The 22,950-nt window shown below is 64.8% G+C and carries 14 protein-coding genes; 4 read left to right on the top strand and 10 right to left on the bottom strand.

What is annotated here, in order from left to right:
- The first annotated feature begins 143 nt into the window (after positions 1 to 143).
- Positions 144 to 6,578: a LamG-like jellyroll fold domain-containing protein gene (locus AB0T83_RS08355; RefSeq protein ID WP_366192572.1), complete on the top strand. Its 6,435-nt coding sequence runs from the start codon at positions 144 to 146 to the stop codon at positions 6,576 to 6,578.
- 8 nt (positions 6,579 to 6,586) lie between these two features.
- Here the strand turns inward: AB0T83_RS08355 and panB are convergent, their stop codons facing one another.
- The 3 genes from panB to AB0T83_RS08340 form a co-directional block, all read right to left on the bottom strand.
- Positions 6,587 to 7,399 (bottom strand): 3-methyl-2-oxobutanoate hydroxymethyltransferase, encoded by an 813-nt coding sequence (panB, locus tag AB0T83_RS08350; protein ID WP_366192571.1) that lies wholly within the window; start codon positions 7,397 to 7,399, stop codon positions 6,587 to 6,589.
- A 28-nt stretch (positions 7,400 to 7,427) separates the two neighbouring features.
- A complete protein-coding gene (gene panC / locus AB0T83_RS08345) occupies positions 7,428 to 8,276 on the bottom strand; it encodes a pantoate--beta-alanine ligase (RefSeq protein ID WP_366192570.1) in 849 nt (282 codons plus the stop codon).
- 125 nt (positions 8,277 to 8,401) lie between these two features.
- Positions 8,402 to 8,815, bottom strand: a complete 414-nt coding sequence (locus AB0T83_RS08340) for a hypothetical protein (RefSeq protein WP_366192569.1) — start codon at positions 8,813 to 8,815, stop codon at positions 8,402 to 8,404.
- Between the two features lie 230 nt (positions 8,816 to 9,045).
- Between AB0T83_RS08340 and AB0T83_RS08335 the strand changes: the two genes are divergently transcribed.
- The gene (locus AB0T83_RS08335) at positions 9,046 to 11,547 is read left to right on the top strand and encodes a GcvT family protein (protein ID WP_366192568.1); all 2,502 of its coding nucleotides are present in this window, start codon (positions 9,046 to 9,048) and stop codon (positions 11,545 to 11,547) included.
- An 18-nt stretch (positions 11,548 to 11,565) separates the two neighbouring features.
- Here AB0T83_RS08335 and AB0T83_RS08330 read toward each other — a convergent pair whose 3' ends face one another.
- On the bottom strand, positions 11,566 to 11,904 hold the full coding sequence (locus AB0T83_RS08330; RefSeq protein WP_366192567.1) for a carboxymuconolactone decarboxylase family protein: 339 nt from the start codon (positions 11,902 to 11,904) through the stop codon (positions 11,566 to 11,568).
- Between the two features lie 191 nt (positions 11,905 to 12,095).
- Between AB0T83_RS08330 and AB0T83_RS08325 the strand changes: the two genes are divergently transcribed.
- Positions 12,096 to 12,524: a CBS domain-containing protein gene (locus AB0T83_RS08325; protein ID WP_366192566.1), complete on the top strand. Its 429-nt coding sequence runs from the start codon at positions 12,096 to 12,098 to the stop codon at positions 12,522 to 12,524.
- Between the two features lie 51 nt (positions 12,525 to 12,575).
- Here the strand turns inward: AB0T83_RS08325 and AB0T83_RS08320 are convergent, their stop codons facing one another.
- From AB0T83_RS08320 to xdhC, 6 genes are read right to left on the bottom strand one after another with little or no spacing between them, the layout of a single operon-like run.
- Positions 12,576 to 13,649 carry a BMP family ABC transporter substrate-binding protein gene (locus AB0T83_RS08320; RefSeq protein WP_366192665.1) on the bottom strand — a complete coding sequence of 358 codons (1,074 nt, stop codon included), beginning with the start codon at positions 13,647 to 13,649 and terminating at the stop codon, positions 12,576 to 12,578.
- Between the two features lie 5 nt (positions 13,650 to 13,654).
- Positions 13,655 to 14,482 (bottom strand): ion transporter, encoded by an 828-nt coding sequence (locus tag AB0T83_RS08315; protein ID WP_366192565.1) that lies wholly within the window; start codon positions 14,480 to 14,482, stop codon positions 13,655 to 13,657.
- Positions 14,483 to 14,509: 27 nt separating this feature from the next.
- Positions 14,510 to 15,436 (bottom strand): ABC transporter permease, encoded by a 927-nt coding sequence (locus AB0T83_RS08310; protein WP_366192564.1) that lies wholly within the window; start codon positions 15,434 to 15,436, stop codon positions 14,510 to 14,512.
- Complete coding sequence (locus AB0T83_RS08305) at positions 15,436 to 16,521, bottom strand: ABC transporter permease (protein ID WP_366192563.1); 1,086 nt, start codon at positions 16,519 to 16,521, stop codon at positions 15,436 to 15,438. The genes AB0T83_RS08310 and AB0T83_RS08305 overlap by 1 nt, the downstream gene beginning before the upstream one ends.
- Before the next feature lie 21 nt (positions 16,522 to 16,542).
- Complete coding sequence (locus AB0T83_RS08300) at positions 16,543 to 18,084, bottom strand: ABC transporter ATP-binding protein (protein ID WP_366192562.1); 1,542 nt, start codon at positions 18,082 to 18,084, stop codon at positions 16,543 to 16,545.
- Positions 18,074 to 19,024: a xanthine dehydrogenase accessory protein XdhC gene (gene xdhC / locus AB0T83_RS08295; RefSeq protein WP_366192664.1), complete on the bottom strand. Its 951-nt coding sequence runs from the start codon at positions 19,022 to 19,024 to the stop codon at positions 18,074 to 18,076. The genes AB0T83_RS08300 and xdhC overlap by 11 nt, the downstream gene beginning before the upstream one ends.
- 422 nt (positions 19,025 to 19,446) lie before the next feature.
- Between xdhC and dnaE the strand changes: the two genes are divergently transcribed.
- Positions 19,447 to 22,947 carry a DNA polymerase III subunit alpha gene (gene dnaE / locus AB0T83_RS08290; RefSeq protein WP_366192561.1) on the top strand — a complete coding sequence of 1,167 codons (3,501 nt, stop codon included), beginning with the start codon at positions 19,447 to 19,449 and terminating at the stop codon, positions 22,945 to 22,947.
- Positions 22,948 to 22,950: the final 3 nt, after the last annotated feature.

The raw sequence follows: 22,950 nt of genomic DNA, 5'->3' as shown, positions 1-22,950 counted from the left end.
CGCCGTTTGCGGGGGTTTTTCGTCTGTGTCGCGGCGCAAGCCGGGAATGCCTGCGCACGATTATTCCGAATTCATTACGCCGAGGAAGGATAAAGGGTTAACATGGCTTCATTCCAGATGTGTCTTTCGACCGGGAGTTTGCCATGAGCACGCCGCCGCTGCTTGATCTTTCCAACGCCGTCACCGCCATTGAAGATTATGACAGCGGCTTGCAGACCAGCCTGAACAACGTCGGCGAGATGCGGACCGAAACCGCCAAGGTCATCGACGCGCTGGACGTGTTCGACCGGGCCATCGAGAAGGTCGTGGCCCTGCGGGACGAACTGGACTCCTTCGGCGACGACATCGGCAAGCTGCGGGTCATCGTGCGCCTGATGGGCAAGGCCGGGGCGCTGAAAACCATCGCCAAGACCGCCGACGAAATGCTGGAGGTCATCGAGACCAAGACCAAACAGTTCGAGGCCCGCGTCGACAGCGTGGTCAAGAAGCTGGAAAAGAGCCCGATCAAGACCACGCTGGACAGTGTCAACAGCAAGGTGATGGATTTCGACGCCCGGCTGGCGGCGGTCGAGGGCGAGTTGGGGGCGCAGAAATCCAGCTTCGGACAGGTGCGCGAGGTGGTCGGTCAGGCCGCCGCCTTCAACGCCACGCCGATCCAGTGGACCGGAACGCTGGTGGAAACCCCTGCCGCCCTGCTGGGCGAGATCAACCAGCAGTATGACAATGCCAAGGCGCTGCTGGACAGTTTCTCGGCCGATGTGCCGGAAGGCGATTTCCAGCCGATCATTGATCTGGATGCAGCGGTGCGCAAGGTGACCAGTCTGCTGGACAATTTCAGCAAGCCGCTGAACGAGGTCTACAAGCTGCTGGAGCCGATCGAGCCGCTGCTGGCGGCGGTGGACTTTCTGGCGTCGCTGACCATCGATCCGGTCATCAACAAGATCCAGGAAGCCATCGGCATCGACGACATCATCGACAAGGCCAAGGCACAGGTGGAACGCCTGCTGCCGTCACTGTCGATCCTTGACCATCTGGACGGGGCGTTCGATCTGGCGGTGACGACCCTGACCGACTTTGACCTGAACACCAAGACCTACCCGGTGGAGCAATCGGGCGGCGGCACGCTGGATGTGCCCGATCCTCTGGGCATCGTCGCCTGGGTCGAGGGCGAGCTGAAGGACAAGTTGCAGGAGTTCCTGCTGAACGGCGCCAAGACGCTGATCGCCGATGCCGGGCTAAGTGCCGGCGGCTATGGCGTGGCGCTGGAAATCCCGCCGCATCTGCCGGGGGCCAACACTTCGCAGCCGCCGCTGACCGGTTCGGACGGCGACAACGATCTGACCGCGCTGATCCATGACATCGTGATGATCGGCGACCAGCATGACAACATCATCACCGCGCTTGGCGGCGAGAACATGCTGATCGGCGGCGCCGGGGAAGACGAGTTGATCGGCGTCGATGGAGAGGACGATTATTTCGCCGGCGGGCAGGGTGACGACACCCTGCGCGGCGGCACCGGGGCCATGGATACGGCCTTTTACTTCGGGGATATCACCCAATACGTGGTGTCGCGAGAAAGCGAGAACGCGCCGGTGGTGGTGGAACATATCTCGCCCATTGCCGGGGTGTCGCTGGACGGGCGCGACACGCTTTACGACATCGAAAGTCTTGAGTTCCGAAATCGGGTTGTCGATGTGGATGTGCTGCTGAAGAACCAGCAGCGGGTGGCGCCGGGGACCAGTTTCACCGCGCCGGCGCCGGTGCAGAACCCCGACGGCAGCTATGACCCGTCCTTCCTGTTCGCCGATACGCCGGGGTCGACCACAGGCGTCACCATGACCGGCAGTCTGGGCGACGATGTGATCGCGGGCGGCGCGGGCGACGACACCCTGTCGGGCGGCGCGGGCAACGACAGTTTTACCGGCGGCGGCGGCGATGACACCATCGACGGCGGCGCGGGCATCGACACCTTCAGCTATTACGACGATGGCGTCGGCGGCGGCCATGATATCGAGGTCGATCTGGCCGCAGGCAGCTTCCGCCTGACCGGCCGCCAGATCGCCACCCTGACCAGCATCGAGAACGTGGTGGCCGAGGATGCCACCAATTCTTTGCTGTTCGGCGATGCCAACGGCAACGGTCTGACCGGCGGCTTCTCGGACGACCTGATCGACGGGCGCGGCGGCAATGACGCCATCAGTGGCGGCGATGGCCGGGACATCCTGATCGGCGGGCCGGGCATCGACCAGTTGTTCGGCGGCGACGACAATGACTATCTGGTGGTCGGCGATGCCGACACCTCGGCCGCGCAACGCTATGACGGCGGCGACGGCACCGACACGCTGGACTATTCGTTCACCAATCCCACGCAGTCGAACGGGCCGCTGAACCATTCCTGGCTGACCGGCAACACCGGCTTCAATCCCGACGACAAGGCCGAGGTGCAGCAAGGCTCGGGCCCGGTGCGAATCTACGCGGGGCAGGGCAAGGTCGAACGGATGGCCGCCGATCTGACCACGGTTCTTGTCACCGAATACACCCAGAGCATCGAAAGCTACGTCGGGTCCGATTTCAACGACGTGATCCACGGCGGCACCGGGGCCATGGCGGCCCATTCGCTGGACGGGGCGGGCGGCGATGACGTGATTTACGCCGAAGGCGCGCGCGGCACCATTCGGACCGGCGACGGCATCGACACCGTCTATGCGGGCACCGGCGGGGCGGGCTACATCGGCGACAGCGAGGACACGCTGTACCTGGAATCCGTCGACGATCTGCGCTGGCATGTCGAGGATATCGGCGCCACCAGCCGCAAGATCCAGGCCTTCCTGGCCACCGATACCGTGGAAATCAAATCGGCCAGCGGGGCCTCGAACCCCGGTGCTGGCTCGGTCCAGGGCTTCGGCACCATTTTCGGCAGCGACTTTGATGACAGTTTCGACATCTCGCGGTCCGGCATCCGCGACGAGGCCGCGGTGGTGGTGCATGGCGGCGAGGGCGACGACGATTTCAGCTTTCACATGCGGGGTGCGACCCCCAACAACGGCCATTTCTACGAAGCCCATGGCGAGGCGGGCAACGATCACTTCGCGGTGGCCTATAACGCCGAACTGGACGGCGGCGACGGCGACGACAGTTTCGCGCTGCGCGGCAATGGCGGAGCCACCCGGTTCATCAATGCCTCGGGCGGAACTGGCACCGACATGTTTCAGGTGAACCGGGTGAATGGAATCATCGACGGCGGCGAAGGCACCGATATCGTGTCGGCCTTCGACAGCAATCCGCTGGAGGGGCTGACCGTCAATCTGCTGGCGCAGCAGATTACCTATGCCGGGGATTCCTCGAAGGTCACCACCCTGCGCAATATCGAGGTGCTGATCGGTTCGGACCTGCATGGCGACACCCTGTCGGGCGGGCATCTGGGCGACAAGCTGATTGGGGCCGGCGGCAACGATGTGCTGGAAGGCATCATGGGCGCCCGCAACGCCCCGGATATTGCAAGCTATTACAAGACCACGTCGAGCGCCTCGAAATTGCCGCTGAACGGCAGCTGGACCATCGAGGCCTGGTTCCAGACCACGGATGTGGATTCCGACTATAACCGCCTGATCTCGCGCCCGATCGGCGGGTTGCAGACCTTTTCGCTGGCGGTGCGCAACGGCGATGGTCATACCCGCTTTGACCGTGACACCGGGGGCTTCTACGCCATCTCGGGCGGGGCGGTCGCCGATGGTCAGACGCATCACATGGCGGGGGTCTATGATGAGGTGGCCCAAACCTTCGAGCTGTTCGTGGACGGGGTATCCGTCGACAAGCTTGTCAATCTTCAGGGCGCCCCGCGCGACGACCCGGCCGAGATTTTCATCGGGCGATTCTCGGACACCAGCAAACAGTCCTTCGATGGTGTGATCGAGGAGATCCGGGTCTGGGACGTGGCCCGCGCGGCCACCCAGATCACGGCGGATCCGACGGCCATCACCGCCGCCAATGAGCCTGACCTGAAGTTGCATATGGTGGGCGGCACGGCGGATACGCAGTTGAGCGTGTCGAAAGGGGCGGCCTTCGGGCCGGTGTACCTTGACCAATCGTCGGGCGACGACCTGCTTTATGGCGGCGCGGGCAACGACATTCTGGCAGGTGGCGACGGCGATGACTTGCTGCACGGCGGCACCGGTGCCGACATGCTGTACGGCGGGACGGGGCGAGACACGGCCTCGTACGCGTCGGCGGCGCCCGGTGCCAATGGCGGGGCCCTTGAGGTGTCGGAATTCAGCAATGTGACCGTGGATCTGCAGGCGGGCACGGCCGTTGTGCACAACAGCGTCGCGGCGGTGGACATCCATATTTCCAGCCCGACGATCTGGCCGGCATTCAGCAACTTGCTTCTTCAGCATGGCACGCTGGTCGCAACCCGGACCGTGCGTATCGTGCCTTCCGAATCCGGCACGGCAGGTCAGAACCTGGTCAGCACCATGCGGGCCTCTCCCCTTGCGACAGTCACCGATACCACGGCCAACCGGGATGTTACGGAAACCCTGGACGGGATCGAAAATGTCGTCGGCGGGGTGGGCGCTGACACGATCCTGGGCGACGGCGGCAGCAACACCCTGCGCGGCGGCGCCGGGGCGGACACGTTGGACGGGCGCGGCGGCGACGACTTTTTCGGGCTGGAGGGCAACGACACCGCGCGGGGCGGGGCCGGCAACGACACCTTCTTCATCGGTGCGGGCGCGCTGTCCATCGATGGCGGCAGCGGCACCGACACGCTGGATTTCGGCGAGTTGGGCACCCGGCTGCTGGACATCACCAACTCCGACGGCTCGGTCAGCGAGGTCGAGCAGACCGTCGAACTGGGGCTGGTGCGCTATGACATGGCGGGCGGCTTCTACATCGCCGATTTCGAGATCGACGTCCCGGTCTGGTCCGACACCGGCACCCACGAGGCGCGCGGCGGGCTGTCGCCCCGCGCGGTGCTGGAAACCGACGCGGCCTATGCCAACAGTGCCGACGACCTGTCCCGCGTGGTGCCCACGGGCACCCAGTACCTGGTGTCCTTTGAAAAGCAGATCCAGAGCTTCCGGGGTGATTTCACCAACATCGAGGTCATCAGCAGCAGCAGCCATGTGGAAGTTCTACAGGAGACCGCGACCTCCGGCGATGACTTCATCCGCGGCGGGCTGAACCACGATACGCTCAACGGGATGGCCGGCAATGACATCCTGATCGGGGATCTGGGCACCGACCATCTGGACGGCGGTGTTGGCGACGACGACATGCGCGGCGGCGGCGGCGATGACTTCCTTGTCGTGGACAGCACGGGCGACAAGGTCGATGGCGGCGACGGGTATGATCGGGTTGCGATCATTGTCGGTACAGGCTTTGACGTGGATCTGACCACATGGGCCGCGATCGAGGAGGTCGAAGGCGCGGGCGGCGACGACACGCTGGACGGGTCAAAGGCCTTTTCACGGCTGACACTGTTCGGCCGCGCCGGTCAGGACGAATTGCGCGGCGGCTTTGGCAACGATCAGCTGTTCGGCGGCAGCCAGGATGACATGCTGTTTGGCGGCGACTCCACCGACTCACTGTTCGGCGATTCCGGGGCCGACTGGATGGACGGCGGCGAGCAGTCGGATTTCTATGTTTTCGACGGGGGCGACACCATTCAGGACAGCGGCACCCGGGGCTATGACAAGGCCCAGACCAATAACGCCTCGGGCGTCACTGTCTCGCTGGCCGGGTGGAGCGGGGTCGAGCGGATCAACGGGTTTACCGGCAACGACCGGATCAACGGGTCGGGGCAGACCGACGCGCTGTTGCTGTTCGGCGATTCCGGCAATGACATCCTGAGCGGTGGCAGCGGCAACGACGTGCTGATCGGCGGCGATGGCAACGACACGCTGAACGGCGGCGGCGGCAACGACATTCTGCTGGGCGGCACCGGCGACGATGTGTTCGACGGCGGCGCGGGCAACGATGTGCTCTATATCGGCGAGCCGGGGGATTACGTCTTTGACGGCGGTGCGGGGTTCGACAAGGCGGTGGTCACCGACACCAATGGCATCATCCTGTCCATCGGCGGCTGGACCGGGGTCGAGCGGGTGAACGGGCTGACAGGTGACGACAATATCGAGGCCAACGGGCTGGCCACCGCGATCACGCTGGTCGGATCGGCCGGCAATGACGTCCTGGCGGGCGGTTCGGCAGGCGACGTGCTGTATGGCGGGGCCGACGATGACCGCCTGTTCGGCGGCGATGGCGCCGACGCGCTGATCGGATCGGTGGGGAACGACTATTTCGACGGCGGCGACGGCGGCGACTTTTACCTCGGCGGCGCCGGGGTCGACACTTTCGTCTGGAAGGCAGGCTTCGGGCGCGACGTGGTCAAGGACTACACAGACGGCGTGGATCGGCTGGACTTCCGCTTCCACACCGGCGTTGCGGATATTTCCGATCTGACGTTCATGCAATCGGGGGCGCATACGGTGATCCGTCTGGCAGCGGGTGGACCGGACAAGATCACGCTGGCGGATGTGCTGGCCACGGATCTGACCAGCAGCGATTTCGATTTCGTCTGAGGCCGGGCCTAGCGGTAGACCTCGTCCTCCGAGGGGAAGCTGCGGTCCTTGACCTCGGTGGCGTAGTCGCTGACCGCTTTTTCGATCATCGGGCCCAGCGTGCCATAGACCTTGACGAATTTCGGGGTCCAGGGGTTCATGCCCAGCATGTCTTCCAGCACCAGGATCTGGCCGTCGCAGTCGGCACTGGCGCCGATGCCGATGGTGGGAATGTCGATCTGCTTGGTGATCCTGGCGGCCAGCGGTTCGACCATGCCTTCCAGCACCACGGCGAAAGCCCCGGCCTCGGCTACGGCCTTGGCGTCGGCCTCGTGCAGGGGCCAGCTGTCCTCGTCGCGGCCCTGGGTCTTGAAACCTCCCATGACGTGGCTGCTTTGCGGGGTCAGGCCGATATGGGCCATCACCGGGATGCCGCGTTGGGTCAGGAAGCGGATGGTTTCGGCCATGCGCGCGCCGCCTTCCAGCTTGACCGCGCCGCAATGGGTTTCCTTCATGATCTTGGCGGCGTTGCGGAAAGCCATGTTGGGGCTTTCCTCGTAAGTGCCGAAGGGCATGTCGACCACGATCAGCGCCTTCTTGGTGCCGCGCACAACCGCTTGCCCGTGCATGATCATCAGGTCCAGCGGCACGCCGACGGTGCTGTCCATGCCGTGCATGACCATTCCCAGGCTGTCGCCCACAAGGATGAAATCGGCGTATTTGTCGACGATGGCCGCCGTATGCGCATGATATGAGGTCAGCGACACGATCGGGGTGCCGCCCTTGCGCCGGGCAATTTGCGGCACGGTGATACGGCGGATGGTTTCGGTCTGGGTGCTCATGAAAGGGCCTCGTGCGGAGCGGCAGGGGTCAGGGGGTGACGACGCGCTGGTCGATCAGAAGCACATCGCCAAAGCGCACCGCCAGCAGGATGACGGCGGGGCGGGCGATGCGGCCGGAAAGCGCGGCAAGAGTTTCGGCGTCCCGGATGTCCACCGACTGAATCTCGGCCCCCGCGGCACCGCTGATGCGGGACGTGATCGCGGCGGCCAGTTCCTCGGCACTTTGCGGCAATTGCGGCAGGGCGCGTTCGGCCCAGTCCAGGGCCGCGTTCAGCGCCGGTGCTGCGGCCCGGTGCGCCGGGGTCAGCCGCACATTGCGCGAGGACATGGCCAACCCGTCACGCTCGCGCACGGTGGGCACGCCGATGATCTCGATCGGCATGTCCAGATCGCGGACCATGGTGCGGATGACCTGAAGCTGCTGATAATCCTTGCGGCCAAAGAAGGCGCGGTCGGGCCGGACGATGTTGAACAGCTTGGTGACCACGGTGGCGACGCCGCGGAAATGGCCCGGACGCAGCGCGCCGATCAGCACATTGGCCAGCGCCGTGGTTTCCACAACGGTCTGGGCTTCAGGATGATACATCTCGCCGGCCTGGGGCAGGAACAGCAGGTCCACGCCCTCGGCTTCAAGCAGGGCGATGTCGCGATCCAGATCCACCGGGTAGGCGTCCAGATCGCTGGCCTCGTCGAACTGGGTCGGATTGACGAAGATCGAGGCCGCCACCCGGTCGCAGGAGGCCTTGGCCGCGCGCACCAGCATCAGGTGGCCGTCGTGTAGGTAGCCCATGGTGGGCACCAGCCCCAGCACGGCGCCATCGGCCTTCAGCCGGGCGACGGCCGCGCGGGTATCGGATTTGGTCGGGCAGATTTCCATGGCACCGCCGGTCGAAGAGCTTTGATCTTCTGAGTAAAGCGGCGGCGCGGGTGGCACAAGTGCCGTGGCTTGCGCCAAAGGTCACGCCAGACCGGAGAGAGGGGCCCCGGTCTGGCGCGGCATCGTCAGGCGCAGGTCACGCTCTCACGATGAGGTTCGGACGCTTGGTCCGGGGTCAAGTCGCTGATCCAGGCCCGCATGCTGGCTTGCTGGGCGATCTCATAGGCGCGGTCCAGGTCCCAGGCCGCCATGGCATCCTGCAGGCTGGGAGCTTCGCAATTGGCGGGATCGGTTTCCGCGGGTTCGACACCGACATCGGGCAGCCGCACGGCCAGTAGCGCCAGCAGGCCAATGGTCAGGGCCGCGCCGCCGAACCAGCCCAGGGCAAAGGCCGAAAACAGCGCCCAGTCGGACAGCCAGGCCAGGGTGCCAAGACCGCAACAGGAAAAGGCGTTGAAGGCGATGATCGACACAGGGTTGACGACACGCGCCGCGCGCGGTCGCGGGGTCGGATCCTGGATATCTGTCTGTCGGTACATTCCGGCGGCTCCTCGCAAAACATTGGACGATGACACAAAAACAACCGTTTTAACGTGTGCTCAGGATCATCTGCCAATCTTAAGGATCCGTTACCCACGATTCGACACGGTCCCCACAGGCGCGCGGTGACGTTGCATGTCGTTTTTCCCGGCCGATGGGTCGGGCCGATTTGGACAGCGGGCCGCCGCCGCGCCATGGTGCGGACAAGCGTGCAACAGGAGGCCCGGCCATGAAAACAGAAGTCAAAGCACTGGTTGTCGGTGGCGGGGCTGTCGGCGCATCCATTGCCTATCATCTGGCCCGGGCGGGCTGGGACGACGTGATGCTGCTGGAACGGGACGAGTTGACCAGCGGATCGACCTGGCACGCGGCAGGGCTGCTGCCGCTGTTCAACATGTCCTATGCGACCACGCATATTCACAAGTATTCGGTCGAATTCTACAAGACGCTGGAGGCCGAAACCGGGTTGAATGCCGGGTTCTCGGTGGTGGGCAACCTGCGCATGGCGCAGAGCCAGGCGCGCATGGATGAATTCATGCTCTATGCCTCGACCGCGGAAACCGCCGGTGTGCCCTATGAATGGCTGACCCCGGCGCAGATCAAGGACCGCTGGCCGCTGGTGCGCACCGAGGATCTGAAAGGCGCGCTCTATCATCCGACCGATGGCTACATCAATCCGGCCGATGTGACGATGGCCATGGCCAAAGGCGCCCGTCAGCGCGGCGTGGTGATCGAACGCAAATGGCAGGTCGATGGCTATCACTGGAACGGGCAGGCCTGGGAAGTCACCTGCACGCGCACCGCCGACAAGGGCGGCAACCTGATCGCGACCGAGGAACAGCTCGTCATCACCGCCGAGCATGTGGTCACTGCCACCGGCAACCACGCGCAGCGAACCGCGCAACTGCTGGGGCTGAAGATCCCGGCGATCCCGGTGGAGCATCAGTTCATCGTGACCGAGCCCGACCCGGCGCTGGTCGAATACCGCAAGACCCACGGCGAACACCCGGTTCTGCGCGATGCCGATGCCAAATGGTACGTGCGCGAGGAACGCGGCGGCTGGATCCTGGGCCCCTATGAGCGCAACGCCCCCGCGCGCTTCGAATACGGCGTGCCCGACAGTTTCCGCGCCGACCTTTTCCCGCTGGATCTGGAACGGATCGAGGAGGAATACATGTCGATGATCCACCGGATCCCGTCGTCGGAAACCGTGGGTCTGAAGGACGATTTCAACGGCCCGATCTGCTATACGCCCGACGGCAACCCGCTGGTCGGCCCGGCGCCGGGGCTGCGCAACATGTGGCTGGCCGAAGGCTTCAGCTTCGGCATCACGGCGGCGGGCGGCACCGGCTATTACCTTGCGCAGATGATGGTGGAGGGCGAGGCCGAGATCGACATGGCCTCGCTCGATCCCAAGCGCTACGGGCGCTGGATGACCACAGAATACGCGGCGCGCAAGAACGAGGAATGTTACGAACACGTCTACATCCTGCATCACCCGGACGAGGAACGTCCGGCCTGCCGGCCGCTGCGGACCTCTCCGGCCTATGATCGGCAGGCGGCGCGCGGCGCGCAATTCGGCTGCGTCAACGGCTGGGAGCGGCCCAACTATTTCGGCCCGCTGGATGCCCCCGAGAATTTCGACCACGACGCCCGCAGCTTCCGGCGCGGCGACTGGTGGCAGTACGCCGAAGCCGAGGCCCGCGCGATCCGCGAGGGCGTCGGGCTGATCGACGCCACCGCCTTTGCCAAGCACTGGGTGTCGGGCGCGGGGGCCACCGAGTTTCTGGATGGGTTCACCTGCAACAAGCTGCCAAAGATCGGGCGGATCAACCTGACCTATGCGCTGACCAGCGCGGGCACCACGCGCACCGAATACACCATCGTCCGGCGGCAAGAGAACGGCTATTACCTCGTGTCTGCCGGGGCCTGGGCGGCCTATGACGCGGATTACCTGCAAAAGGCGGCCGAGGATTTCATGGCCCGCACCGGCAAGCTGGTGCTGGTGCATGATGTCACCACGCAATGGGGGGTCTTTGCCATTGCCGGGCCAAAGTCGCGCGATGTTCTGAAGGCGGTGCTGAAGGACGCCGACCCCGACACCGCCCTGTCCAACAAGCGTTTCCCATGGCTGTCGGCGCGCGAGATCGAACTGGGCATGTGCCCCACGATGGCGATCCGCGTCGCCTATACGGGCGAGTTGGGATGGGAATTGCATCACCCGATCGAAATGCAGAACTACCTGTTCGACCTGCTGGAAAAGGCCGGTGCTGAGCACGGCATGAAGCTGGTCGGCGCACGGGCGCAGAACTGGCTGCGGCAGGAAAAATCCTATCGCGCCTTCGGCACCGAACTGGGCCGCGACGCCACCCCCGCCGAGGCCGGTCTGGACCGCTTCATCGATTTGGAGAAGGACTTCTTCGGCAAGCAGGCGATGCTGGATCTGGGGATCCGGTCGAAATGCGTGACCCTGTTGATCGACGGGCCAGAGGATGCCGATCCCTGGGGCCGCGAGGCGCTGTATGATGGCGACCGGCGTGTCGGGCGTCTGACCTCGGGCGGCTATTCGGTGGCCTTCGGCAAATCCATCGGCATGGGCTATGTGGCACCAGATCTGGCGGCACCCGGCACCCGCCTGAAGGTGCGGATGTTCGACCAGCTGTGGGATGCCGAGGTGACCGAGGACAGCCCCTATGATCCGACGAATGCCACCATCCGCCAGAATGGGTAGCTTTTCGGGACGCCGGAATTATCCGGCGCTCAGATCGTCATAGGCGCGCAGGGCCTTCGCGGAATACATCAGCGACGGCCCGCCGCCCATCTGCACGGCCATGGCCAGCACATCCGCGACCTCCTCGCGGGTGGCGCCAAGCTTGATCAGCGCATCAATGTGGAACCCGATGCAGGGTTCGCAGCGGTCGGCGACGGCGATGCCGAGGGCGACGAACTCCAGCGTCTTGCTGTCCACGGCCGCGCCGGTCTTGGCGGCCTTGCTGAGCGCGCCAAAGCCTTTCGCCGCCTCCGGAATGGCGGTGTTCAGCGCGCGCAACTGGTCGCGCATGTCCTTGTTCTTGTCTTGCCACGACATGGGATCGCCCTTTCAAACTGGAATATGTGCATGGGTTGCGACCATTCCCGCCGCGCGGCAACGCGACAGGAGCGCACAGGGGCGGGCGGTGATCCGGTACAACGGGGGTTTGAACGGGTGCGGAAAATCGTAGATCTTAAGGGAACCGCGCGCGTAGCGCCGGACCCAATGTCAGATCACTGAGGTATTTCATGATCATTCGTTCCATTTCCGAAGTTCTGGACGGGCGCAGCCTGCCTGTCATCGCCCCCGACGCCTCCACCCGGTCGGCGTGCGAGACCATGGCGCGCGACAAGGTGGATGCCCTTGCGGTGATCACGGACGGCCAGTTGCTGGGGGTGTTGTGCGAGCAGGATGTGGTGCGCAAATGCGTGGCCGCAGGGCTGCACTCGGACACCACGCCGGTCAGCGCGATCATGTCCCGCGACCCGGTCACCGCGCAGGCCGAGGACCGGCTGGCCGATGCCTTCAAGGCCATGGTCGAAAGCCATATCCATCATCTGCCGATCCTGAAGGACGGCGCTGTGATCGGGATGCTGTCGTCGCGCGATATTCCCACCGAGTACCGCTTCATGCTGGAACGGTTCCAGGAATACCGCAACGACGCCCCGGCGGCCTGAGCCGCCGGCAGGAACAGCCGCCCGCGCCGGATCGGGCGGGCGGCCATCGGATCAGTTGGGCACGTCACCTTCGATGCCTTCGACATAGAAGGTCATGCCGGCCAGTGTGCCATCGTCAGCCACTTCGCCGTCGGCCAGCCAGGGCGAGCCGTCCTGCTTGTTGAGCGGGCCGGTGAACGGGTGATAGGCGCCCGAGGCGATGTCGTCGCGCATCTTGGCCGCTTCGGCGCGCACATCTTCGGGGATCACTTCACTGAATTCACCGATGCCGACCATGCCTTCGGTGATGCCGTACCAGGTGTTGACCGACTCCCAGGTGCCGTCGATGACCGCCTGCACGCGCTCGATGTAATAGGGCGCCCATTCGTCGATGATCGACGACAGCCGCGGTTCGGGCGCGAATTCGATCATGTCCGCCGCCTGGCCAAAGCCATAGCCGCCCTGTTTTTCCAGCGTCGCCAGCGGCGCGGTGGAATCGGTGTGGGCCAGGATCACGTCGACGCCCTGGTCCAGCATGGCCTGGGTGGCGTCGGCTTCCTTGCCCGGATCGAACCAGGTGTAGAGCCAGATGACGTTGATCTCGACATCCGGGTTCGCCTTCTTGGCGTGGATGTAGGTCGAGTTGATGCCGCGGATGACCTCGGGGATCGGGAAGGAGGCGATATAGCCGATCTTGTTGGTCTTGGTCATCGCCCCGGCAATGTAGCCGGTGACGGCGCGGCCTTCATAGAACCGCGCGGAATAGACCGAGACGTTGGGCGCGGTCTTGAAGCCGGTGGCGTGTTCGAACTTCACGTTCGGGAACTTCTTGGCGACGTTGATGGTCGGATCCATGTAGCCGAAGGAGGTGGTGAAGATCAGGTCGACGCCGGACAGCGCCATCTGGGTCATCACGCGTTCCGCATCGGCCCCTTCGGGCACCGATTCCTGCTCGACCACCTCGACGGCATCGCCGAAGTGTTCCTTCATCTTCATTGCTGCCTCGTGGTGGTGCTGTGACCAGCCGCCGTCATTGGCGGGGCCGACGTAGATGAAGCCCACCTTCACTGGATCCTCAGCGACGGCGGGGGCCGCGATACCGACCGCCACGACCGCCGCAGCAAGCACGGCTTTCAAAGATTGCATCATGTTCAGGTTCTCCTTGTTGGTTTTCTTTTCAACGGCGCAAGATCCTTGCGGACCTCACGCTCGATTTCCTCGTGCAGTTCGGTCTCGACCTCGCGCTCGACCTCGGCTTCCACCTTCTTTTCGATGGTGCCTTCCAGTTCGGTGTTGATCAGCGCGGTGGTGATGATCGCGGTGGGCACGGCGATGACGCCAAGCCCGATGAACAGGATCGCAGTGGTGAACAGCCGCCCTTCGGTGGTGATAGGATAGATGTCGCCATAGCCCACGGTGGTGAAGCTGACCACCGCCCACCACAGGCTGATCGGGATCGACGAGAACGCCTCGGGCTGGGCGTCATGTTCGAAGATATAGATGCCGACCGCCGCGATATAGAGGATGATGGCCGCAAGGAAGGCAAAGACCATCAATTCGCCGCGGCTGTGGGCCAACGCCACTTCCAGCCGCTGCAGGGCGCGGTTGGCGTGCAGAAGTTTCAGCAGGCGCACCAGCCGCAGCAAGCGCAGCGAGCGGACGGCGGCCCATTGCTGCTGCACGATCTGCAGCAATGGCAGGCAGGCCAGAAGATCGACGATGCCCCAGAAGCTGAAGATGTATTTCAGCCGGTTGGGGGCGCAATAGACGCGGGCGATGTATTCGATCACGAAAACCACCAGCACGACGATCTCGAACCCGAACAGGAAGGCATGCGCCCAGGCGGGCAGGCTGGGCACGGTTTCCAGCGAGATGCTGAGCCCCGAGGCCACGATCAGACCCTGGTGCGCCAGCGCAACCCGGCGCGAATGGTCCGGGTGCACCCCGTCCAGGATCTGGATGTATTCTTCGCGGCGCATGGCGGTCGGGTGGCCCTTTCGTCCGGGTCAGGTCGAGGCGTGGAAGACGCGACCAAGTGCGGCCGGTGCGTTCAGCGCGGCGCGGCGGCGGTCTGCCGACATGATGACCAGCACGAGGATGGTAATCAGGTAGGGCGACATCGACAACAGTTCGACCGGCACCTTCAGTCCCGCTGCCTGCAGGTTCAACTGCAACACGGTGACGCCGCCGAACAGATAGGCCCCCAGCAGCACGCGCCAGGGTTTCCAGGCACCGAAGACCACCAGTGCCAGCGCGATCCAGCCCGCGCCCGCGGTCATGCCCTCGGTCCATTGCGGCACCCGAACGAGGCTGAGGTAGGCGCCGCCCAGACCGGCACAGGCACCGCCGAACAGGATCGCCAGAAAGCGGATGCGTACGACCTTGTAGCCAAGGGCATGGGCGGCCTCGTGGCTTTCGCCGACCGCGCGCAGGATCAGCCCGGCGCGGGAGAATTTCAGGAAGGCCCAGACCGCCGCCACAAGGGCAAGGGCCACGTAGACCGTCACGTCATGGCTGAACAGCACCGGCCCGACGAACGGAATATCCGACAGGATGCCCAGGTTGACCGGACCGATGGGCGGCGGCTTGATGCCGACGTAGCCTTGCCCGATCAGCGCCGAGAACCCCAGCCCGAACAGTGTCAGCGCCAGCCCGGTCGCCACCTGGTTGGACAGCAGGTATTGCGTCAGAACGGCGAAGATCACCGAGAGCGCCGCACCCCCAAGGGCCGCGCCGACAAACCCCAGGAAGGGGCTGCCGGTTTCCACGGCGACAGCAAAGCCGCAGATGGCGCCGGTGATCATCATGCCCTCGACGCCCAGGTTCAGGACGCCGGATTTCTCAACCACCAGCTCGCCGATGGCGGCCAGCAGGATCGGGGTCGAGGCGACCATGAGCGAGGCCAGCAAAAGCTCGATTGATATAGCACCCATCACGCCACCTCGGATTTGATCAGGCGAATGCGGAAGTTGGTCAGAACGTCCACCGCCAGCAGGAAAAACAGCAACATGCCCTGGAAGGCCTGGATCGCCGCCGCTGGCAGTCCCAGCATGAATTGCGCCAACTCGCCGCCGATATAGGTCAGCGCCATCAGCAGCCCGGCCAGCAGGATGCCCACCGGATGCAGGCGGCCCAGAAAGGCCACAATGATGGCGGTGAAGCCATAGTTCGAGCCGAAGTCGATGCTCAGTTGCCCCGCCGGGCCGGTGACCTCGAACAAGCCCGCCATTCCGGCCAGCGCGCCGGAAAGGCCAAGGCAGGTCACGATCAGCCGGGTCGGGTTCACGCCGCTGAACCGCGCCGCGCGTGGGGCGGCGCCGGTCAGGCGGATCTGATAGCCCAGCATGTGCCGGGCCAGCAGCACATAGGCGCCGATCACCGAAATGAAGGCCGCGACCACACCCCAGTGCATGCCGGTGCCGGTGAACAGCTCGACGTTGGCCGCCGCATCCCAGTGCTGGAAATTGCGCGAGCCGGGAAAGCCGCCGCCCTCGGGGCTGCGCAGAAGCCCCAGCGAGACCGAGGCCAGAAGCTGTTCGGCCACATAGACCAGCAGCAGCGACACGAGGATCTCGTTGGTGTTGAATTTCGTCTTCAGGATGGCCGGGATCATCGCCCAGGCCCAGCCGCCCAAAGCGCCGGTCACCACCATCAGCGGAAAGATCAGCGGCGATTCCGAAGGGTAGAGCGCCAGCCCGACGCCGCCGCCACAGATCGCGCCCATGATGTATTGGCCCTCGGCGCCGATGTTCCAGATGCCGGCCTTGAACCCGAGGCTCAACCCGATGGCAATCAGGATCAGCGGCGCGGCCTTCACCAGAAGCTGCGGCCGCGAATAGCTTGCGAACTGCTCGTTGAAGAGCGGGTCGAAAAAGATCGTGCGGATGGCTTCGACCGGATCCTTGCCAAGGGCGGCGAACATCAGCCCCCCGGCAACAATGGTGGCCAGAACCGCGACCAGCGGGGTCAGCGCGGTCCAGAGTCGGGACGGGGTGGGGCGCTTTTCAAGGCGGATCATCGGATGGCTCCTTGCAGGGCGCTAGGCTTCGGCATGATGTGCGGTGTCCATGTCATGAGCGCCGCCCATCATCAGGCCGATCTCTTCCAGGCTGAGCCCGGCGGCAGGGCGTGGTTCGGTCAGACGGCCTTCGTTCAGGGCCGCAAAATTGTCTGCGATCTCAAGTATTTCCTCAAGATCCTGGCTGATGACGATCAGCGCGGTACCCTGTTCGGCCAGATCCAGAAGGGCCTGCCGGATCGAGGCTGCGGCGGCGGCATCCACGCCCCAGGTGGGCTGGTTCACCACCAGGGCGCGGGGGTTTTGCAACACCTCCCGCCCGATCACGAATTTCTGCAGGTTGCCGCCCGACAGGGCGCGGGCGGCCACATGGCTGCCCGGCGTGCGCACGTCGAACTCGGTGATGATCTTTTTCGCGAATTCCCGGGTCTTCGGCCAGTCCAGCATGCCGTTGCGCACCAGCGACATGCGCGGATCGCCGGTGAGCATAGCGTTTTCCACAAGGCTCATGTCGGGTGCTGCGGCATGGCCCAGACGTTCCTCGGGCGCGGTCAGCAGGCCGATGGCGCGGCGCTGGCGTGGGCCGAGCGTCGCGATATCCTGACCTTCGAAAAACAGGGTGCCCGCCGGGGCGCGGCTTTCGCCCGACAGAACGTCCAGCAATTCGTCCTGTCCGTTGCCCGCAACCCCGCCGATGCCGAGGATCTCGCCCGAGCGCACCTGCATCTGGATGGTTTTCAGCGCGGTGCCGAACTGGCGCTCCGAAGGCAGGCTCAGCCCACGCGCCTCCAGCAATACCTCGCCGCGCGTGCCCGCTGCGCGGGCCGGAGTTTGCAGAGTGGCGCCGACCATCAGTTCGGCCATGGCGCGGGCCGAGGTTTCGCGCGGGATGCAATCGCCCACCACCTTGCCGTGGCGCAGCACCGTTGCGGCGTCGCAGAGATTGCGGATTTCATCCAGCTTGTGCGAGATATAGAGGATTGCGGTGCCTTCCGCCGAAAGGGTGCGCAGGGTGGTGAACAGCATGTCCACTTCCTGCGGGGTCAGCACCGAGGTCGGTTCGTCCATGATCAGCAGCTTGGGGTTCTGCAACAGGCAGCGGATGATCTCGACCCGCTGGCGTTCTCCTGCCGACAGGTCGCCGACGCGCCGGGAGGGATCCAGCGGCAGCCCGTATTCTTCGGACACCGAGCGGATGCGTTCCGACAGGTCGCGCCGGGGCGGCGGGTCCTCCATGCCAAGGGCGATGTTTTCGGCCACGTCCAGCGCCTCGAACAGCGAGAAATGCTGGAACACCATGGCCACCCCGCGCCGGCGGGCCTCGGACGGTTTGGCGGGCGAATAGGCGACGCCATGCAACTCCATGCGCCCGGCGTCGGGTTTGACCAGCCCGTAGATTGTCTTGACCAGCGTCGATTTCCCGGCGCCGTTTTCGCCCAGAAGCGCGTGGATTTCGCCCGGCGCGATCGAAAACCCGACCTGATTGTTGGCGATGACACCGGGATAGGCCTTGGTCAGACCCTCCAGCATCAGCAGCGGCGTTTGGGCGGGGTCAAAACTCATGGGCAATCCGGGATCTATGGGCGGTCGGTTCGTCGCTCAGTAGGGCGGCGGCGACACCGATGGCAATGGCTGCGGGATGCTTGCCCAGGCGCGGGTCGCCAATCGGGCAGGTGATGCGGGAGATGTCGTCGGGGGCATGGCCAAGGGCGGCCAGCCGCCGCCGGAATCGGGCCCATTTGGTGGCCGAGCCGATCAGCCCGGCGCTGTGAAACCCGTGGCTCAGAAGCGCGTGGCAGAGGTCAAGATCCAGCGCGTGCGAATAGGTCAGGATCAGATGCCGGGCATCGCAGGGCGCGTGTTGCACCAGCAGCGGTGGCTGCGCGGCGGGCAGCACCGTTACGGCCTCGGGCGTAGCGTCTGGGAAGCGGTCCGGCGCGGTGTCGATCCAGGTCAGCGCAAGGTTGGGCAGGGGCGCCAGCACATCGACCAGCGCGCGGCCCACATGGCCTGCGCCCCAGATCCAGACCGGGCGGGTCGGATGCGTGACCGGCTCCAGCAGCCAGCCATCCTGTAGAGCCGTGGTCACCGGCTGGCCCTCGGACCGGGCGGCGCGGCAGGCGCGGCGCAGGGAGAGCGGGGCCAGATCCGCGCCCTCGATACGGCGCAGGTAGGGCGTGTCCTTGGGAACCTCGGTCAGACGCGCGGCGTCGAAACATTCGATCACCAGGGTGACCGCCCCGCCGCAGCATTGGCCGCGTGCGGGACCAAGCGGGATGCGCTGTACCCTGTGGGTGCGGGTGGTCAGGCATTTGCGCGCCTCTGCCACCGCATCGAATTCCAGCGCGCCGCCGCCGATGGTGCCCGATTGTCCTTCGGGCCAGACCAGCATCGCCGCGCCGGTTTCGCGCGGTACGGAGCCCGCGGTTTCTGCCACCACGACACGCGCGACGCGGGCGTGCCGGTCCAGGGCCTGCATCAGCATGTCGCGATCCAGGCTCATCCGGCGATTGCCCTTGCGAACGGGCATGCCTTTGCCACGCACGGCGGTGCGATGTGGCAGGATGATTTGTAGAGGCGTGGCCGGGTGCGCGTCACCGGGTCCCCATCGATGCGCACGGCCGGGCCGCCTGGAAGTAACGCCACCATAGATCCGAAAAAACCGCCGCTGTACCGGAATGGATCCGTGCCAAGATCGGTCGATGCGGCGTAGACCAGCCTCGGCATCTAGAAGGAAAGCCGGGAAAGGCGGCATTTGCAAGACTTCTGTGCATTGGTCTGACGCTGCGCCCCGAGCAAATGCCAGAAAATAGGGCAGAAATGTCCGGGGCTTGCGTGACGAGGGCACAATCTGAACACGTGCTTGCAGTCTTGACCGTCACGATAGGACTTTCACGTCGTTGCAGTGCCTTCTAGGTTGGCGCCATGAAAAATTCTCCGCGATTCATCCACCTGCGCCTACATTCCGAATATTCGCTTCTCGAAGGCGCGGTCCGGGTCAAGAAACTGCCCGGTCTGGTGGCCGGGATGGGGATGCCGGCGGTGGCGCTGACCGACACCAACAACATGTTCGCCGCGTTGGAGTTCTCCGAACTTGCGGCGCGCTCGGGCGTGCAGCCGATCATCGGCTGCCAGGTGGATCTGGCCTATGACACGCCGCGCCCCGGCGAACGGGCGGTGCCGCCCGCGCCGGTGGTATTGCTCGCGCAAACGGCGGTGGGCTATGGGCATCTGCTGAAGCTGAATTCGGTGCTGTATCTGGAAAACGACGGGCAACTGCCACAGGTGCCTCTGGCCAAACTGCTGGCGCATACCAAGGGGGTCATTTGCCTGACCGGCGGTCCCGACGGGCCGGTGGGGCGGCTGTTGCAGGCGGGGCATCGCCCGGCGGCCGAGACACTGGTGCGGCAACTGGCCGAGGGCTTCGGCGACCGGCTGTATATCGAGTTGCAACGCCATCCCGGCGAGGACGGCCTGCCGGACGCCGAGGCCCGGACCGAGCGCGGGCACGTAGAGATCGCCTATGCGATGGATCTGCCCTTGGTGGCCACCAATGACGTCTATTTCCCCAAGGCCGAGATGTACGAGGCGCATGATGCGCTGATCTGCATCGCCGATGGCGCCTATGTGGACCAGCAGGACGCGCGCCGCCGCCTGACCCCGCAGCACTATCTGAAAAGCCCCGAGGAAATGGCGACCCTGTTCGCCGATCTTCCCGAGGCGTTGGAAAACACCGTCGAGATCGCCCGCCGCTGTGCCTTCAAGGCCGAAACCCACCCGCCGATCCTGCCCCGGTTCGCTGACGATGAGGTCGAGGAATTGCGCCGTCAGGCGCAGGCGGGTCTGAAGGATCGCCTTGCGGTGATCCCGCATGCGGCCTCGGTCGAGGAATATGAAAAGCGGCTGGAATTCGAGCTGGGCATCATCGAGGGCATGGGCTTTCCCGGCTATTTCCTGATCGTGGCCGATTTCATCAAATGGGCCAAGGATCACGACATTCCGGTGGGACCGGGCCGCGGCTCGGGCGCGGGCAGCCTTGTGGCTTATGCGTTGACCATCACCGATCTTGATCCGTTGCGCTACAGCCTGCTGTTCGAACGGTTCCTGAACCCCGAACGGGTGTCGATGCCCGACTTCGACATCGACTTCTGCATGGATCGCCGGGAAGAGGTGATCCACTACGTGCAGGAGAAATACGGCCGCGACAAGGTGGGCCAGATCATCACCTTCGGCGCGCTGCTGTCCAAGGCCGCCGTGCGGGATATCGGGCGGGTGTTGCAGATGCCCTATGGGCAGGTGGACCGCCTGTCGAAGATGATCCCCGTGGAAGGGGTCAAGCCGGTTTCGATCGAGAAGGCGCTGATCGACGAGCCGCGCCTGCGCGAAGAGGCCCGCCGCGAAGAGGTGGTGGACCGGCTGCTGACCTATGGCCAGCAGGTGGAAGGTCTGTTGCGCAACGCCTCGACCCATGCGGCGGGGGTGGTGATCGGCGACCGGCCGCTGGACGCGCTGGTGCCGCTCTACCGCGATCCACGCTCGGACATGCCCGCGACCCAGTTCAACATGAAATGGGTGGAACAGGCCGGTCTGGTGAAGTTCGACTTTCTGGGCCTGAAGACCCTGACCGTGATCCAGAACGCCATCGACCTGATCGAGGCGCAGGGCCGTCCGCTGCATGTTGCCGCCGACGGCACGAAGCTTTACGAACCGGCCGCCGGGGCCGAGGGGCAGATCAACCTGATCCCGTTGGACGATGAAAAGACCTATCGCCTGTATGCCGACGCCAGGACGGTGGCCGTGTTCCAGGTGGAAAGCTCGGGCATGATGGATGCGCTGCGGCGCATGAAGCCGACGTGCATCGAGGATATCGTGGCGCTGGTGGCGCTGTATCGCCCCGGCCCGATGGAAAACATCCCGACCTATTGCGAGGTCAAGAACGGGCTGAAGGAACGCGCCTCGGTCCATCCGCTGATCGACCATATCCTTGAGGAAACCCAGGGCATCATCGTCTATCAGGAACAGGTGATGCAGATCGCCCAGGTCATGGCGGGCTACAGCCTTGGCGGCGCCGACCTGCTGCGCCGCGCCATGGGCAAGAAGATCAAGGAGGCGATGGACGCCGAGCGGCCCAAGTTCGAAAAGGGCGCGGCGGAAAACGGTGTCGACAAGAAGAAGGCAAGCGAGGTTTTCGACCTTCTGGAGAAATTCGCCAACTACGGCTTCAACAAGTCCCACGCGGCGGCCTATGCGGTGGTCAGCTATCAGACCGGCTGGCTGAAGGCGAACCACCCGGTGGAATTCATGGCCGGGGTCATGAACTGCGACATCCATCTGACCGACAAGCTGGCCGTCTATGCCGAGGAGGTGCGGCGCGGGCTGGGGCTGGAGATCGTGCCGCCCTGCGTGAACCGCTCGCAGGCGATGTTCTCGGTGGCCGACGGCAAGGTGGTCTACGGGCTGGGGGCGCTGAAGAACGTCGGCGTCGAGGCGATGAAACTGGTCGAGGCGGGGCGCGGCGACAAGCCCTTTGCCAACCTGTTCGACTTTGCCCGCCGGGTGGATCTGAAACGCATCGGCAAGCGCCCGATGGAGATGCTGGCCCGCGCCGGGGCCTTTGACCAGCTCGACGGCAACCGGCACCGGGTGTTCAAATCGCTCGATGCGCTGGTGGCCTATTCCGCCGCGATCCACGATCAGCGCGGCTCGTCACAGGTGTCGCTGTTCGGCGAGGCCGGGGATGACCTGCCCGAACCGCGCATGACGCAAGTCACCGACTGGCTGCCGGCCGAACGGCTGGGCGAGGAACACACTGCCATCGGCTTTTACCTGTCCGGCCATCCGCTGGACGACTACATGCCCGCGCTGAAACGGGCCGGGGTCAAGACGCTGGCCGAGGTGGAAGAGGCCGCCCGCACCGCGCCGCTGGTGGCCAAGCTGGCCGGGGCCGTGGCAGGACGGCAGGAACGCAAGTCCGCGCGGGGCGCCCGTTTTGCCTTCGCGCAACTGTCGGACCCGTCCGGTCTGTTTGAGGTCACGATCTTCTCGGACACGCTGGAAGCCTCGCGCGATCTGCTGGAGGCGGGCACCAACGTGGTGATGACGGTGGAAGCCACCTGCGAGGCTGACCAGTTGAAACTTTTGTGCCGCAGCGTGGTGCCGGTCGATTCCGTGGCCACGGCGGGCGCGCCCATGGGTCTGCGCGTTTTCCTGAACCGCAGCGAAACCCTGGAAACCATTGCGGCGATGCTGGAAAAGGCGCGCGAGGAAACCCGGGTTCCGGCGCGGTCGCCGGTGGAACTGTGTCTGCTGGGGCCGGACCTGCCCGGCGAGGTGCAGATCAAGCTGCCCGAACCCTATTACGTCAACCCCGCCATCAAGGGCGCCGTCAAATCACTGGACGGGGTTGTCGTGGTCGAGGATTTCTAGGGC

This window comes from Meridianimarinicoccus marinus, assembly GCF_040689105.1.
Taxonomy (GTDB): domain Bacteria; phylum Pseudomonadota; class Alphaproteobacteria; order Rhodobacterales; family Rhodobacteraceae; genus Meridianimarinicoccus; species Meridianimarinicoccus marinus.
Note: the sequence above shows the minus strand (reverse complement) of the source record. Positions and strands in the feature narration are given on the sequence as shown.